General features: G+C 56.2%; 11 protein-coding genes. 6 read left to right on the top strand and 5 right to left on the bottom strand.

Translation table 11 applies throughout. The annotated features are described in order from the left end of the window. Positions 1-147: 147 nt before the first annotated feature. Positions 148-1,269: a CMD domain-containing protein gene (locus tag PZBJ_RS22040; protein WP_101764286.1), complete on the top strand. Its 1,122-nt coding sequence runs from the start codon at positions 148-150 to the stop codon at positions 1,267-1,269. Here PZBJ_RS22040 and PZBJ_RS22035 read toward each other — a convergent pair. Both PZBJ_RS22035 and PZBJ_RS22030 read right to left on the bottom strand, forming a co-directional pair. Continuing rightward, positions 1,266-2,162 carry a LysR family transcriptional regulator gene (locus tag PZBJ_RS22035; protein WP_101764285.1) on the bottom strand — a complete coding sequence of 299 codons (897 nt, stop codon included), beginning with the start codon at positions 2,160-2,162 and terminating at the stop codon, positions 1,266-1,268. The genes PZBJ_RS22040 and PZBJ_RS22035 overlap by 4 nt on opposite strands. Positions 2,163-2,242: 80 nt before the next feature. Continuing rightward, positions 2,243-3,832, bottom strand: coding sequence for a PTS transporter subunit EIIC (locus tag PZBJ_RS22030; protein ID WP_101764284.1), 1,590 nt, complete (start codon positions 3,830-3,832; stop codon positions 2,243-2,245). A 244-nt stretch (positions 3,833-4,076) separates the two neighbouring features. Here PZBJ_RS22030 and PZBJ_RS22025 point away from each other — a divergent pair, with 244 nt between their 5' ends. The 5 genes from PZBJ_RS22025 to pdeR all read left to right on the top strand — a co-directional run bounded on the left by PZBJ_RS22025 (position 4,077) and on the right by pdeR (position 13,124). Further along, a complete protein-coding gene (locus PZBJ_RS22025) occupies positions 4,077-6,383 on the top strand; it encodes an FdhF/YdeP family oxidoreductase (RefSeq protein WP_101764283.1) in 2,307 nt (768 codons plus the stop codon). 124 nt (positions 6,384-6,507) lie between these two features. After that, the gene (locus PZBJ_RS22020; protein WP_101764282.1) at positions 6,508-8,442 is read left to right on the top strand and encodes an exoribonuclease II; all 1,935 of its coding nucleotides are present in this window, start codon (positions 6,508-6,510) and stop codon (positions 8,440-8,442) included. A gap of 184 nt (positions 8,443-8,626) precedes the next feature. Beyond that, on the top strand, positions 8,627-10,693 hold the full coding sequence (locus PZBJ_RS22015) for a carbon starvation CstA family protein (RefSeq protein WP_101764281.1): 2,067 nt from the start codon (positions 8,627-8,629) through the stop codon (positions 10,691-10,693). Next, positions 10,686-10,982: a YbdD/YjiX family protein gene (locus PZBJ_RS22010; protein ID WP_101764280.1), complete on the top strand. Its 297-nt coding sequence runs from the start codon at positions 10,686-10,688 to the stop codon at positions 10,980-10,982. Before PZBJ_RS22015 ends, PZBJ_RS22010 begins: the two co-directional genes overlap by 8 nt. Positions 10,983-11,138: 156 nt before the next feature. Continuing rightward, a complete protein-coding gene (gene pdeR / locus PZBJ_RS22005; protein WP_101764279.1) occupies positions 11,139-13,124 on the top strand; it encodes a cyclic di-GMP phosphodiesterase in 1,986 nt (661 codons plus the stop codon). 15 nt (positions 13,125-13,139) lie between these two features. Here the strand turns inward: pdeR and PZBJ_RS22000 are convergent, their stop codons facing one another. The 3 genes from PZBJ_RS22000 to araD form a co-directional block, all read right to left on the bottom strand. Further along, on the bottom strand, positions 13,140-14,006 hold the full coding sequence (locus tag PZBJ_RS22000; protein WP_007892438.1) for a crotonase/enoyl-CoA hydratase family protein: 867 nt from the start codon (positions 14,004-14,006) through the stop codon (positions 13,140-13,142). Between the two features lie 145 nt (positions 14,007-14,151). Continuing rightward, the gene (gene kdgT, locus PZBJ_RS21995; protein WP_101764278.1) at positions 14,152-15,135 is read right to left on the bottom strand and encodes a 2-keto-3-deoxygluconate transporter; all 984 of its coding nucleotides are present in this window, start codon (positions 15,133-15,135) and stop codon (positions 14,152-14,154) included. A gap of 553 nt (positions 15,136-15,688) precedes the next feature. Next, complete coding sequence (gene araD / locus PZBJ_RS21990) at positions 15,689-16,387, bottom strand: L-ribulose-5-phosphate 4-epimerase (RefSeq protein WP_101764277.1); 699 nt, start codon at positions 16,385-16,387, stop codon at positions 15,689-15,691. Position 16,388 lies beyond the last annotated feature (1 nt).

The following is a 16,388-nucleotide window of genomic DNA, read 5'->3' as shown; positions in this document are numbered from 1 at the left end:
CCTTATACTCGTAAGCTATTAATTATTCCCCAACATTCTTTTGCCGTGGACAGCCGTTCAGCGACGATAAGCTAGCCCTTTGTTGCATGCCTGCTTTTCAGATTCGCACGCTGTGCAGCAAGTCCGTTTTTAGCGCAAGGAATGACCATGGAACAACGCCGTTCTCCCGGCCATGACCACTGGTTTTATGAAAGCCAGACTCGCCCGAATAGCACCGCCACTGCGCCGCTGGTGCCCGAAGCCGCCTATATCGACGATCGTTTCTTACTCGGTTTGCAACAGGAAGCGACCGCGCTACAGCCGCTGCTGTCGCGTTTTCAGCCTGCGTTATTGGCCGCGCGCGATCTCAGCCAGATTCTGTTTCCCGATACGCTTGCCACCAGTTTGACCCACACCTTAACGCTGTACGATCGCCTCAGCACCGCGCTAACGGTGGCGCAGGTCGCCGGCGTGCAGCGCCTGTGCAATCACTACTCAGCCCGGCTCAATCCGTTGCCGGGTCCGGACTCATCACGTGAAAGCAATAATCGCCTGACGCAAATCACCCAATATGCGCGTCAGCTGGCGATGCAGCCGGAACTGATCACCGCCAACAGCATCAGCGCGCTGGACGCGGTGGGCTTAACCGAGCCCGATATCGTCACGCTGAATCAACTGGTGGGATATGTCAGCTATCAGTCACGCGTGGTGGCATCGCTGCAGGCGATGATGGGCTTGCCGGTGCGCTGGATTCCGGGCGTAACACCGCCGCCGGACGCCAGCGCAGCGCTGTTTACCGGCAACGACGGCTGGCAGCACGCGTTGAAACCGGTTGAACTGCGCTATGCCAGCGCCGATCAACTGGCGGCGGTTACTTTCTGTCAGGGTATTGAGGGATTGGATGATGCCATTTGGCTGCTGGTGCACGATGCGCAAGCGCTGTATGGCTTCGCCACGCTAAAACAGCGGCTGAGTGAACATTTTGCCGGGGATGAAGCGCTGGCGCAGGCGGTTAGCGCACGCGTGCTGGGTTGTCGACGTCAGTTTGATTTTGTTACCGATGAATGGCGTGACGCACTGCTGCAGGATGTCGAAAGCGCTGGCGCAGCATCGCCAGTGATTTCACTCAGCGCCCAGCTCACTCGCCTGCCCGACCGCTTCAGTGCTGCGCATTTGCAGCCGCTGCTGAACACGGGCTGGGGCAGCGAACGCATCTTCACGCTGTTGCAAGCGGTGGCTTTCGCCAGCTGGCAGGATCGCCTGCTGATGGCGCTCGGCGAACCCCGTTAATCGGGCAGATGTCGCCGCGCTTCATCAAAGAAATGCTGAGCCAGCGGCGATGCTCTGCCCGGCTCGGCAATCACTAATGCCGCCTGCCGGCCCATCGGCGCCATCTCAATCGGCCGCCGCGCCAGATTCTGCATCAGCTCCGGCAACAGATGCCCGCGTGGCGACACCATCACGCCCAAACCAACCTGCGCACTTTGCAGCAGTTGCATAATCGACGCGCTCTCAACGATCACACGTGGGATCAAGCCGGTTTCCCGCAGCTGCCCATCAAGATAGCGTCGAAAATAGCGCGTAGGTTCCGCCAGACAAAGCGGCTGGCAGGCAAGCGTGGCGAGCGAGATGTTCTCTTGCTCGAGCAGCGCCGGAAAGTGCGCCGGATTGAACAGCGCCTCGACACCCGGATCTTTCAACAGCGCAGTTTGAAAATGCAGCTCGCGCAGTGACGTCAGTTCAAAAAAGCCGATACCGCCATCCACGGTGTGGCTGTTGAGCGCTTCCAGCAGCTGATCGGCGCTCATCGCGGCCACGCGATAATCCAGCTGTGGATAACGCGCTTCAACCGCTTTCAACAACGCTGGCAGCGCCACGCTGCACTGCGGCATCACGCCAAGCCGCAAGGTGCCGTTGACGCCATGCTTGAGCGACTCCACTTCCAGCTTCAATCCCTGATACACCGAAACAATTTCCCGCGCCCAGGTCAGTACGCGCTCGCCTTCTGGCGTAAAGCCATCGAAATTATTACTGCGATTGATCAGCGACAGCCCTAATTCGCGTTCGAGGTTTTTCAGGCGCATCGATAGCGTCGGCTGGCTGACAAAGCTGACCTCTGCCGCGCGGCCAAAGTGGCGTTCGCGTTCAAGATTCGTCAGATAGATTAATTGTTTGATGTCCATGGAAAGCAGAATTGGCTGGAAAACAGCAGTGTATCATGGCGGTTGCCGCTGCGCTGCGCCCACGCGCAGCGGCTATTGTGTTACGCCACACCCAAGGCACTTTTTACGTCGTTGGCGATCTTCTCGACCTGCGGGCCATAAATCACCTGGATATCGTGTTCGCTGACGCGATTGATGCCGTTCGCGCCGGTGGTCAGTAACGTTTGATCCACCACCTCATTCATCTGTTTGACCCGCACGCGCAGCCGGGTGAAGCAGCAATCGACGTCCTCTATATTGGCTTCGCCACCCAGCCCGCTGATGATCACTTTGGTGCGCTCATCCGCCGCCACCTGTTCGGGTTTGTGCTCCTCATCGGATTCCCGTCCCGGCGTTTCAACCCGCATCCGCGTGATGACAAAACGGAAGCCGTAGTAGTAAATCGGCACATAAATTACGCCGAGCACAATCGTCCACCACCAATGCGTTTTGCTGCCACCGAGAATGCCGAACACCACCAGATCGATGGCGCCGCCCTGCACGTTGCCAATCATCAAATGCAGCATCGACATCAACATAAATGACAGGCCGGTTAATAGCGCATGCAGGATATAGAGCACCGGCGACACGAAGATGAAACAGAACTCCAGCGGCTCGGTGATGCCGGTGGTAAAGGAAGTCAGTGCACCGGCCAGCACCAGCGCTTTAACGCGCTGCTTATGCTCAGGGCGCGCAGTGTGGTAGATCGCCAGCGCGGCGGCTGGTAAGCCAAACATCATTACCGGAATTTTGCCCTGCGCGAGGAACTGCGTCGCGCCGCGCACCGTGTCGTCCGGGATGGCGCCGGGATGCGTTAGCGAGGTGTTGAAGATGTTCAGCGCGCCGACGATGCTTTGTCCATCAACCGTTGCCATGCCGCCAATCGGTGTGAAGCGCACGGTTTCGTTGAGGATATGGTGCAAACCGGTGGGAATCAGTAAGCGTTCGCTGGTGCCAAGCAGGAAGGCGCCGTATTGCCCGCTTTTACCAATCATCAAACCCACCCACGCGATGCCTTCGCCGATGGTCGGCCAAATCAACGCCAGCAGCACGCCCACCAGCGGCAGCACCACCACGGTCACGATCGGCACAAAGCGGCGTCCACCAAAGAAGCTGATCGCCGTCGGCAGTTGCTGAGTGTAAAAACGGTTATGCAGCAGCACGGTAATCAATCCAGCAATCACGCCGCCCAGCACGCTCATGTTGTAAGTAAAGATGCCGAGCATGTCGATGTATTCGGCCGACGTCATCATCGCTGCGGTTTGATCCATACCCGCTTTCTGCAGCGCTTCTGGCGTGGTGGTAGCGGCTGTCAAACCTTTCGACGCCAGCGTGGAGCTGATACCAACATTCATGGCGATATAGCCAATTACGGCGGCAAAGGCGGCGGTCGGTTTCTCCGCTTTCGCCAGCCCGATGGCGCTGGCCACCGCAAAGAACAGCGGCAAATTGGCGAACAGCGCGCCCGCCACCTTGCGGATAAACCCGATAATCAGCTGTGGCACCTGCAGACTGGCGAAGGCATCGCCGGTGATGGCCGGATTTTGCATTGCGGCGGCCAGGCCAAGAAAGATCCCTGCGGCAGCAATCACCGAGATGGGCATCATTAAGGCTTTACCGAAGGCGTGAATTTGGCTTGCCAGATTCTTCATGCTGCGTGCCCTTTTCAGAATGGAAAGAGCAATTATTAGTCAGTTATCTCAGCAGCACGTAACTGCCGCCCCTTAACAGCCGGGGAAGTTTGACTTAGGTCACGCTTTGCGTGCGTTTCACGATAAACGCCACCTATCGCACCATTAAACCAATCAATTAGACAACTTTTAAGGAGAGTCGCACACTTCCCGCTAACAGAAGACATATTCTGATAACAACTCATAAACAAATAAGCCTGCAACTATGAAATTTAAACGTAAGATTCAACCCTATCGCGCTGCTGCGGGCGGCTGGGGTTCATTGGAAGCCACCACCCGTTTCGTCCTTGATAGTAAAGCTGCCCTGAAGAACATGCGAAACCTGATGCGCATGAATAAAGCGCGCGGTTTCGACTGCCCAGGTTGCGCATGGGGCGATGACAACAAAAGCACCTTCAGCTTCTGTGAAAACGGGGCAAAAGCGGTGACGTGGGAAGCCACGCGTCGTGTGGTTGCGCCGGAATTTTTTGCCCAGCACAGCGTCAGCACTCTTTATCAGCAGAGCGATTACTTCCTTGAGTACCAGGGACGCTTAACCCATCCGATGCGCTACAACAGCGCGACCGACCACTACGAACCTATCAGTTGGGACGATGCGTTAGCCTTGATTGCTCGCCATTTGAAGGCGATGGATCATCCAAATCAAATGGAGCTTTACACCTCCGGCCGCGCCAGCAACGAAGCGTCCTGGCTCTATCAGCTGTTTGGCCGTGTGATGGGCACCAACAACTTCCCCGACTGCTCGAACATGTGCCACGAAGCCAGCGGCACCGGCCTGAAACGCAGCATCGGCGTGGGTAAAGGCACCATTCGTCTGGACGATTTTGATCATGCCGACGCGATTTTCGTGTTGGGTCAGAATCCGGGCACCAACCATCCGCGCATGCTGCACAGCCTGCGGCACGCGGCCGATCACGGCGCGAAAATTGTCACCTTTAACACGCTGCGCGAGCGCGGCCTCGAGCGTTTTGCCGATCCGCAAAAGCCGCTCGAGATTGTCACGTCGATGGCGGGCACCATCAGTTCCGCCTATTACCAACCTAATCTGGGCGGCGATATGGCAGCGGTGCGCGGCATGGTGAAAGCCCTGCTTGAGCTACAGCGTGCACGTTTAGCTGCCGGTGAAGAAGGCATTTTCGATCAGGCGTTTATCGATGCCAACACTCATGGCATTGACGCGTATCTTGCCGCCGTTGATAACACCCGCTGGGACGATATCGTGCGCCAATCCGGTCTGAGCGAAGTGCAGATTCGTGAAGCGGCGGCGATCTATCAAAGTGCTGAACGCGTGATTGTCACCTGGGCGATGGGCATTACTCAGCATAAACACTCGGTGGATACCGTTCGCGAGATCACCAACCTGCAGCTGCTGTTTGGTCAGTTGGGCAAGAAAGGCGCAGGCCTGTGTCCGGTGCGCGGCCACAGTAATGTGCAGGGCAACCGCACCATGGGCATCGATGAGAAGCCGGGCAAGCCGTTCCTCGATGCACTCGGCGCGCACTTTGATTTCGAACCCCCGCGCGAGCATGGTCACAACACCGTTGAAGCGCTGAACGCGATGCTGCGTGACGAAGTGAAAGTGCTGATTGCGCTGGGCGGCAACCTCGCGGCGGCCGCACCGGATTCACCGGTCACCGAAGAAGCGTTGCAGCATTGCGGTTTGACCGTGCACATCAGCACCAAACTCAATCGCAGCCATTTGGTGCCGGGCCACGAAGGGCTGATTCTGCCAACGCTGGGCCGTACCGAACGCGATCGTCAGGCAAGCGGTAATCAGTACATCACCGTGGAAGACTCGTTCAGCATGGTGCACGCCTCAGAAGGCGTCGGCATTCCCCTGGCAGAGACGCAGCGTTCTGAAACCGCGATTGTGGCTGGCATCGCCCATGCGACATTAGGCAGCGATAAAATCGACTGGCTGGCGATGGCAGGCAATTACGATCTGATTCGCGATCACATCGCCGCCACCATTCCCGGCTTTGCTGATTTCAATAACAAGTGCGACATTCCGGGCGGTTTCTACCTGGGTAGCGCTGCCGCCGAGCTGCGCTTCAATACGCCAAGCAAACGTGCTGAGTTCAGCGCCGCCGACCTGCCAACGTCGCTGTTCCCGCAGTTGGGCGATGTCGCGGTGCCGTTCACGCTGCAAACGCTGCGTTCACACGATCAGTACAACACCACGATTTACGGCCTCGATGACCGTTATCGTGGCGTGTACGGTCAGCGCGAAGTGGTGTTTATCCATCCGGATGATATGACGTCGTTGGGCTTCACTGAAGGCCAGTTGGTGGATATCGAGACGCTGTGGAATGACGGTTTAACCCGTCGCGTCAGCGGTTTCAAGCTGGTGCCCTATAACATTCCGCGCGGTAACCTCGCGGCGTATTATCCGGAAACCAACCCGCTGGTGCCGCTCTCGAGTTTTGGCGACGGCAGCGGTACGCCGACCTCAAAATCGGTGCCGGTGAAGCTGGCATTAAGCGCCGCCACACCGTCACAACGTATCGCCTGACCAAAGCGTTATCAGAAGGTAAAAAGCCGCGTAAAGCGGCTTTTTAGCCTGTTTTGGCCTTGCCGCGCGGACCCGATTCGCGTAAAACTGTCAGCCGCTCTTAGGCCACGAAACTATATAAATTATGTTCCAGGATAATCCGCTGCTCGCGCAGCTTAAAGAGAAGCTTCACGCGCAGACTCCGCGCGTCGAAGGTGTTGTTAAAGGTACGGAAAAAGGCTTTGGTTTCCTCGAAGTTGATGCCCAGAAAAGCTACTTCATTCCGCCACCGCAGATGAAGAAAGTGATGCACGGCGACCGTATTTCAGCCGTGATCCACACCGATAAAGACCGCGAGAGTGCCGAGCCGGAAACCCTGGTTGAGCCGTTCCTGACCCGCTTTGTCGGCCGCGTGCAGAAGAAAGACGATCGCCTGTCAATTGTGCCGGATCATCCGCTGCTGAAAGAGGCGATTCAGTGCCGCGCCGAACGTGGCGTGACCCACGATTTCCAGAACGGCGATTGGGCGGTAGCAGAGATGCGTCGTCACCCACTGAAAGGCGATCGCGGTTTCTATGCTGAACTGACCGAATTCATTGTCACTGCGGACGATCACCTCGCGCCGTGGTGGGTAACGTTGTCGCGCCATAACCTCGAACGTCAGGCTCCGGACGTCGGTTTTGGTGAGATGCTCGACGAAAATTTGCAGCGTGAAGATTTGACCGCACTGAACTTCGTCACCATCGACAGCGCCAGCACCCAGGATATGGATGATGCGCTGTACGTGGAAGAGGCTGCCGACGGCAATCTGATCCTGACCATCGCTATCGCCGATCCAACCGCTTACGTGGCAGAAGGCAGCGAGCTGGATAAGCTGGCGTCGAAACGCGCGTTCACCAACTATCTGCCGGGCTTCAACATTCCGATGCTGCCGCGCGAACTCTCTGACGACGTCTGTTCCCTGCGTCCGAACGAGCGTCGTCCCGCGCTGGCTTGTCGCGTTACCGTGCTGAAAGATGGCAGCCTGGCTGATGACGTGCATTTCTTTGCTGCGTGGGTCGAGTCGAAAGCCAAGCTGGTTTATGACGAAGTTTCCGATTGGCTGGAAAACAGCGGCAGCTGGCAGCCTGAAAACGACGCCATTGCTCAGCAGATTCGCCTACTGCATCAGGTTTGCCTGGCGCGCAGCGAATGGCGTCAAACCCACGCGCTGGTGTTTAAAGATCGTCCAGACTACCGCTTTGTGTTGGGCGAGAAAGGCGAAGTACTGGATATCATCTCTGAGCCACGTCGCATCGCGAACCGCATCGTGGAAGAGTCAATGATTCTGGCTAACGTCTGTGCCGCGAAAGTGCTGCAGGAGAAACTGGGCTTCGGTATCTATAACCTGCACACCGGTTTCGATCTGGCCAATGCTGAGCAGGCCGCTGGCGTGCTGGCGGGGCATGGCATCACCGTGGATCCGCAGGCGATTACCACGCTGGAAGGCTTCCGCCAGCTGCGTCGTCAACTCGATGCGCAGCCAACCCAGTATCTGGATAGCCGCATTCGTCGCTTCCAGTCGTTTGCAGAAGTCGGCACCGAGCCGGGCCCGCACTTTGGTCTTGGCCTCGAAGCCTACGCGACCTGGACTTCGCCGATTCGTAAGTTCGGCGACATGATCAACCATCGCTTGCTGAAGGCGATCGTGCGCGGTGAAAGCACTGGCCGTCCGCAGGATGAGCTGACCACCATCATGAGCGAACGTCGTCGCCTGAACCGCATGGCCGAGCGCGATGTTGGGGACTGGTTGTATGCCCGCTTCCTTGCACCGTTTGCCGCTACCGATCGCAAGTTCAGCGCCGAGATCATCGACGTGTCTCGCGGCGGCATGCGCGTTCGTCTGCTGGAGAATGGCGCGGTAGCCTTCATTCCTGCGCCGTTCATCCACGCGGTGCGTGATGAGCTGGTGTGCTCGCAGGAAAGCGGCACCGTGCAGATAAAAGGTGAAGTCGCTTACCGTGTCACTGACATCATCGACGTGACCATCGCCGAAGTGCGTATGGAAACCCGCAGCGTGGTCGCGCGTCCGGCCGCCTGAGCATGAAAACTCGCGGGATAACAGCCGTTATCCCGCATTTCTCTCCGCCCGCTTTAGCAAATTTTAAATTTGCTTTCCGCTTCACATTTCTAATGCCTTTGTCTGTCGTTAACAATTCATTACATTACTTTTAACTTGTTGTATTCGATCGTCTCTTTTCCCGGTCCCTACAAGGAGTTAACTCATGAACAACGTCAAAACCAGTCTCATCTGGTTAGCGGTGGCGTTAATTGGCGCGGGCGCATTTGCCATGCTGGCCCTCAGCCGTGGCGAACACGTCAACGCGGTGTGGCTGGTGATTGCCTCCGTCGCCTGCTACAGCATTGCCTATCGCTTTTACAGCCTGTTTATCGCTAAGCGTATTTTCGAACTGGACGATCGCCGTCGCACGCCGGCGGAGCGCTTAAGTGACGGCCTCGATTATGTGCCGACCAATAAATGGGTGCTGTTCGGCCACCATTTTGCGGCGATTGCCGGTGCGGGCCCGCTGGTTGGTCCGATCCTCGCGGCGCAGATGGGCTTCCTGCCGGGCACCATCTGGATTCTGGTTGGCGTAATGTTTGCCGGTGCGGTGCAGGATTTCCTGATCCTGTTTATCTCAACGCGTCGTGATGGCCGCTCATTGGGTGAGATGGCGCGTCAGGAGCTCGGCTCATTCGCTGGCGTGGTCACCATGCTCGGCGCGCTGGGTGTGATGATCATCATCCTCTCCGCGCTGGCGCTGGTGGTGGTGAAGGCGCTGGCCAACAGTCCATGGGGTTTGTTCACCATTGCCGCAACCATTCCGATTGCGCTGTTTATGGGCGTGTATATGCGCTTCCTGCGTCCGGGAAAAATCGCGGAAGTGTCGATCATTGGCTTCGTGCTGATGATGGCGGCGATTATTTACGGCGGCAATGTAGCAGCCGATCCCTATTGGGGCCCGCTGTTCACGCTGAAAGGCACGGAGCTGACGTGGGTGCTGGTGATCTACGGTTTTGTCGCCTCTTCGCTGCCGGTGTGGCTGCTGCTGGCACCACGCGATTATCTCTCCACCTTCCTGAAAATTGGCGTGATCATCGGTCTGGCCATCGGCATCGTGTTTGCCATGCCCGAGATGAAGATGCCCGCAGTGACCAAATTTATTGATGGCACCGGGCCGGTCTTCTCCGGTGCGCTGTTCCCGTTCCTGTTTATCACCATCGCCTGTGGCGCCATTTCAGGTTTCCATGCGCTGGTTTCGAGCGGCACCACGCCGAAATTGGTGGAGCGCGAAAGTCATATCCGCTTTATCGGCTACGGCGCGATGCTGATGGAATCCTTTGTGGCGATCATGGCGCTGATTTGCGCATCGGTGCTTGATCCGGGCGTCTACTTTGCCATGAACTCCCCTGCCGCGCTGATTGGCACCACGGTGGAAAATGCGTCGCAGGTGATTAATGGCTGGGGGTTCGTGGTGACGCCCGAGATGCTGAGCGGCATTGCGCGCGACGTCGGCGAAAGCACCATTCTTTCGCGTGCTGGTGGTGCACCAACCTTTGCGGTCGGCATGGCGCATATCATCACCGAAGTGTTTAACAGCCGCGCCATGATGGCGTTCTGGTATCACTTCGCCATCTTGTTTGAAGCGCTGTTTATCCTGACCGCTGTGGATGCCGGCACCCGCGCCTGTCGCTTTATGGTGCAGGATCTGGTGGGCACCGTGGTACCGTCGATGGCGAATAACCGTTCATGGTTGGGCAACATGGCGGGAACCACCGTCGCGGTGGCGGGCTGGGGCTTCTTTGTGTATCAGGGCGTGGTCGATCCGCTCGGCGGCATCAATACGCTGTGGCCGCTGTTTGGTATCGGCAACCAGATGCTGGCGTCAATGGCGTTGATTCTCGGCACCGTGGTGCTGTTCAAAATGAAGAAGCAGCGTTATGCGTGGGTGACGATTGTTCCAACCGCCTGGCTGTTCATTACCTCGATGACCGCAGGCTGGCAGAAGATTTTCCACGAAAAATCTTCGATTGGTTTCCTGGCGCAGGCCAACAAGTTCCGCAAAGGCATTGATGACGGCATCGTCATCGCCCCGGCGAAGAGTGTGGCTGACATGCAAACCATCGTCTTCAGCAATCAAATTAACGCGGCCCTGTGCGCCTTCTTCATGCTGGTGGCGGTGACCATGCTGGTGGCGGCCTTCTTCGTGATTCGTCGGGCGCTCAACAGCACGGTGCCAACCACCCATGAATCCGAGATCTCACTGCGTAAAGAGGTGCGAAATGTCTGAGTCCATTTATCACTGGAGAAAACCCAACGGGCCGTGGCACATTCAGCAGTGCTTACCAATCGCCCCCGCCACGGCTGGGCAAAATCTTACGCGCTGGCAGCGCATCTGGCAGGGATTGCAGCAAAGTTTTCGTTTAATGGTCGGCGTTCATGACTATCAAACTTATCTGAAGCATATGCGCGAACATCATCCAACGATCGCCCCCATGGATGAGCGCGCTTTTCACCGTCACTGCCTCGATGCCCGCTTTCCCAGCCAGGCCGGAAAACTCGGTAAGTGCCCTTGCTAACAGAGATTAGCCCCGCTTGTCGGGGCTTTTTCGTGCCATTCTTTAATAAAAACAAAAATATATTTGGATTGCATCTTGTGCTGACGCAGGAGGTTGAATACTGTTGCTAAAATAATGAGATACCGCCCGCTGAGCATTCCCCCGGAGGAAGTTTCCATGACCGATGAACAAGGGCAAACATTGCTATATACCTTGTTTGGCACCACCAGCCCTCATTGGCGTTTAACTTCAGATAGTGATGCTCTGCATTTTGCCGAAGATGAGAACGCAAACACCAATATGGCGGTGCCGCTGACTCCAGCACAAGCCAGTTTATTACGTGCGATGACGGTCATTACCTCAAGTATTAACCTCACGCTGTCGCTGCATGGCGAACCTGTTCCGATGCATTTTGTCGGCCGTAAAGTCAATCAATCTACCTGGGCAGGCACCTCGTCAGCCTGGGGCGATACGTCGTCTGTCGCGCGTGATTTGACGCTGGGTTTATCCTTCGCCGAGCAAGTGGTTTCTGAGGCGAATTCCGTCATCGTGATCCTCGATCAACGCGGCAATATCCAGCGTTTCAACCGTTTGAGTGAAGAGTACACCGGGCTGAAAGAGCAGGAAGTGATTGGCCGCAACGTATTCCAGCTGTTTATGACCAAGCAGGAAGCGCAGGCATCACGCCGTAATATCGCCGGTTTCTTCCGTGAAGGCAGTTCTTACGAAGTTGAACGCTGGATAAAAACCCGTAAAGGTCAGCGACTGTTTCTGTTTCGTAATAAGTTCGTTCACAGCGGTAGCGGAAAAAATGAAATTTTCCTCATCTGTTCCGGAACCGACATAACCGAAGAGCGCCGCGCTCAGGAACGTCTGCGCGTGCTGGCCAATACCGATACCGTCACCGGCTTGCCCAATCGCAACGCGATTCATCAGCAGATTAGTCTGGCACTGGAGCTGGCGAATGGCAGTCAAACCGGTGTGGTGTACCTCGATTTAGACAATTTTAAGAAGGTGAACGACGCTTACGGCCATATGTTTGGCGATCAGCTGCTGCAAGCCGTGTCGCTGGCCATTCTCAGCTGTCTTGGCAAAGACCAGACGCTGGCGCGCCTTGGCGGCGATGAGTTCGTGGTGCTGGCGGAACACACCAGCCAGGCAGCGCTGGAAGCGATGGCGTCGCGTATTCTTGAGCGGCTGCGTCAGCCATTCCGCATTGGCCTGATTGAGGTTTACAGCGGCTGCTCGCTGGGTATCGCCCTCGCCCCGCTGCATGGTGAAGATCGTGAAAGCCTGATTCGTAACGCCGATACCGCGATGTATCACGCCAAAGAAAACGGCCGCGGCAAATTTTGCGTGTTCGCTAATGAGATGAATCAGCGCGTGTTTGAGTATCTGTGGCTCGATACCAACCTGCGCAAAGCGCTCGAGCTGGATCATCTGGTGGTGCATTACCAGCCAAAACTCAATGCCGAAGGCGAAGTGCTGAGCGCCGAAGCGCTGGTGCGCTGGAATTCTCCAGAGCGTGGTCTGGTGCCGCCGGGCGATTTTATCTCCTACGCCGAAGAGTCCGGTTTGATTGTGCCATTGGGCCGCTGGGTGATGCTCAACGTGCTGCAGCAGATCATTAAGTGGCGCAGCGAAGGCATCTTTCTGCGCGTCGCGGTTAACGTCTCGGCTAAGCAGCTGATCGACCAGAGCATTTACACCGATCTGAAACAGGCATTGAATGAAGCCGGTTTGACCGATTGTCCGATTGATATCGAACTGACGGAAAGCTGTCTGATTGAGAATGAAGCCGGTGCGCTGATGCTGATGAAACAGTTCCAGGAGCTGGGTGCGCAAGTGCATCTCGATGACTTTGGTACCGGTTACTCCTCACTTTCTCAGTTGGCACGCGTCCCGATTGATGCCATTAAGCTGGATCAGAGCTTTGTACGTAATATCAACAAACAACCCGTGGCGCAGTCGCTGGTGCGTGCGATTGTCGCGGTGGCCAAAGCCCTGAAGCTGCAGGTGATTGCCGAGGGCATTGAAACCAAAGCCGAAGAGAAGTTTGTTATGGCCAACGGTGTTGATGGGCGTCAAGGTTATTATTATGCAAAACCAATGCCCGCAGAACAGCTCGGGCATTGGCTGGCTAAGCATCCTGCCCGCGTTTAACGCTGGTCTGCGAGATTAGCCGGCTTTGCGCAAGGATGCGCTATGACGGTTCTGCAGTTGTACCAGTCGTTCCATGTAAGCAATGTCTTTAGGTTCCAGTGTGAAGGCATAATCGACCCAGTCCTCCGTGATATCCATTAGCTCAGCGCGTGATAACTGCAATACGCGTTGACGCGCTTTCAGCATTGCCCGCACGCCGTTCAGTTTTGGACGTAACGTATCGATGAAGGTGCGTGTGGTGCGATAACCATCGCCCGGCTGGAACACCTTGTCGACCAGACCACGCGTTTCATACCATTCCGCGCTGTGTGACTCACCTTCCATAATCAGCTCTTCGGCCAGCTTCATGCCAGACCGACGCGCCACTAACGAGTAGCCGCCCATGCCGGGGAACAGGTTGAATGCGATCTCCGGGAAACCCATGCGCGCGCTGTTCTGCGCCAGAATGAAGTGATGTGCCAGCGCCGCTTCAAAGCCGCCGCCGAGCGCACTGCCCTCAATCATTGCCAGCGTAACCGCACCGGTATCGAAACCCCGCGCTGCGGAGTGGATGCAGTCGACACAGGCACGCGCATAAGCGCGCAGTGCTTCACGACGGTTGTTGCGAATGCATTCCACAAAGAAACGCAAATCGCCTCCGGCGTTAAACATCTGTGGCACTAACGAACCCGTCACCCAGAAATCAATCGGCAAACCGGAACGTTGAGCGGAATAGCTCAGGTTCATGATCTCCTCAATTAATTCGTGGTTAAAACTCGGACGGGGTTGCGCACGCAGCATCATCCACATGGTGCGGCGACCCTCTTCATAGTAGGCCGCGAGCTGTGTGGTTTGTCCAACTTCGGTGAACAGTCTGCATGTTGGTTGGTTAATTACTGTCATTGTCTCATCCTCTGTTTATGTTTATGTAGTGCGTTAAACGCCACATCAGCGTAATCCAGAGTGAGGCCAGACCAAATGAGAGATTGATTTATAAAGCAAAATCCAGAGATATCCCCGACCAGCGGCCGGGGAAGCATTAGCGGGCTTACTTGATGGCAGCGCGTTGCCCCACAGCAATATGAGAACGCTTAACGCGTCGTGAATAAACCGCGGTGATGATGGGGACAATGACGGAGGTGACAATGACCGAAGTAGCAACTAATGCCGTTGCGGCGGGTGCGACCGGTTTAAACTGTGGCAGCATCTCGGCGATCAACACTGGCGTGGCTACGGCAGCGCCTGCGGTGCTGGATGCCGCAATCCCCGCTGTCCCATCGCCACCGCCAATCAGTCGATCGGCAATAATCAGCGGAATGCCGGTGACAATGATCACTGCGACACCCAGCATAATGCCCAGCAGGCCAGTTTGCGCGATGACGGTCAAATCAATGGTATTACCCAACGCGAAAGCAAAGAACGGAATCAGCGTGTGTACCGCTTTGCCAAAGAACTCGCGCAGTTCGGGATCGAGATTACCCAACGCGAACCCGACGATAAACGGCAGTACTGCGCCAACGAAGACATGTGGCTCAAACGATGCGATGCCTGCGGTGCCGAGAATCACCATCGTCATCAGCGGCCCGGACTCCAGCGACATCAAGACAAACGCACCAGCCTCTTCTTTCGAACCGTATTGCTGCATGATGGATGCGTATAAACCGCCATTGGTCATATCCATCGCCGCCACTAACGCCAGCGTCGAGAGACCGGCAAACATACCCACTTCCACGCCATTTTCCGGCATCACACGTGAAGCAATCGCCGCGACCACCCACGCCACCGCAATCTTGGTGAGCACTAGCGTGCCCGATTTACGCAGTACTGTGCCGGTGGCGCTGAGTTTGATGGATGCGCCCATGCAGAAGAACCACACCGCAAGAATCGGCACGGTGCCGGTCATCAACCCATTGGTGAACGAACCAAAGTATTTACCTGCGCCCGGAGAGAACGTATGGCACAGCGCGCCCAAAAACAGCGGAATCAGCATCATGCCGCCAGGAATTTTATCGATTGCACGTTTGATATGCATAAAGGTGTCACCTTAACTGAGCCAGAGGGAGGTGTTTTTATGAATTGCCAGATGGCATGGCGAGCAAGATAACGATTGGCAGAAAGGAAAAAAGTGATCGCAAATGCATTTATGAAACGCTGTTTTATTTTTATTGATTGATCATTTTGTATTTATGACGTGAATCGCCATACCAGATGATTGGAAGTTAAAAGAGAGGAGCCGGGAGGCGTTTTTGCTCAAAAGATGGATTATCTTTGCGGGCGCTGACACATCTGCCCTTTTCAACAACTCGCACTGAAGCTTGTGAGCAGGCCGGTGACACTTTTGGGCCGGCAATCCGCAGCGCTGAACGAAGCAAGAAGGCCAGGAGAGCCCGCAGGACGCAGGCGAAAGGCGGAGCCGGGACAAGGATGTCCCGTCTCCGTCGGTCCGTCAGGCAGACGAGCGAAGTGAAGGTACCGCGCTAGCGGCGCGAGGACCGCCGGACCAAAAGTGCTCCCGGCCTGCGCGCTCACCATTAGCTTAATTAACTGGCATTACGCCAGCAGGCGTATATGTTTCAGAATTGACTTTAATTCTGCCCATACCAGGCATTTTTACCGTGCTTACGCAGGTAGTGCAGATCAAGCAAAGTTTGCGAAATCGGCGGTAACTCAGTGCGCAGCTGCTCGGTATGCAATGCCATATAGGCCACCTCTTCTAATACCACCGCGCTGTGTACTGCAGCATGCGCGTCTTTACCCCAGGCAAACGGGCCGTGGGAGTTCACCAGCACGGCGGGGATTGCCGTTGGTTCAATTCCGCGCTGCGCAAAAGTTTCAATGATCACCTGGCCGGTATTCCACTCGTATTCCTGCTCAATCTCTTCGCGGTTCATCTGCCGCGTGCAGGGAATGGTGCCGTAAAAATCATCGGCGTGCGTGGTGCCTAACGCGATGATTTCACGTCCAGCCTGAGCCCAAATGGTGGCATGGCGCGAGTGCGTATGCACGATGCCGCCGATCTCTGGCCAGGCGAGATAGAGCGCGCGGTGGGTGGCGGTATCCGAGGATGGGCGCATTTTCCCTTCTATCACCTCGCCGCTGGCGAGATCGACGACCACCATATCGTCGCGCTGCATCTGCTCGTACTTCACACCCGACGGCTTGATCACCAGTAAACCCCGATCGCGGTCCACCGCACTGACGTTGCCCCAGGTAAAGGTGACCAGGTTGTAACGGGGTAAATCGAGATTGGCTTCCAGCACCTGCTGCTTTAACGCTTCCAGCATC

Source organism: Pantoea endophytica (assembly GCF_002858935.1).
GTDB classification, from domain to species: Bacteria; Pseudomonadota; Gammaproteobacteria; order Enterobacterales; family Enterobacteriaceae; genus Pantoea; species Pantoea leporis.
Note: the sequence above shows the minus strand (reverse complement) of the source record. Positions and strands in the feature narration are given on the sequence as shown.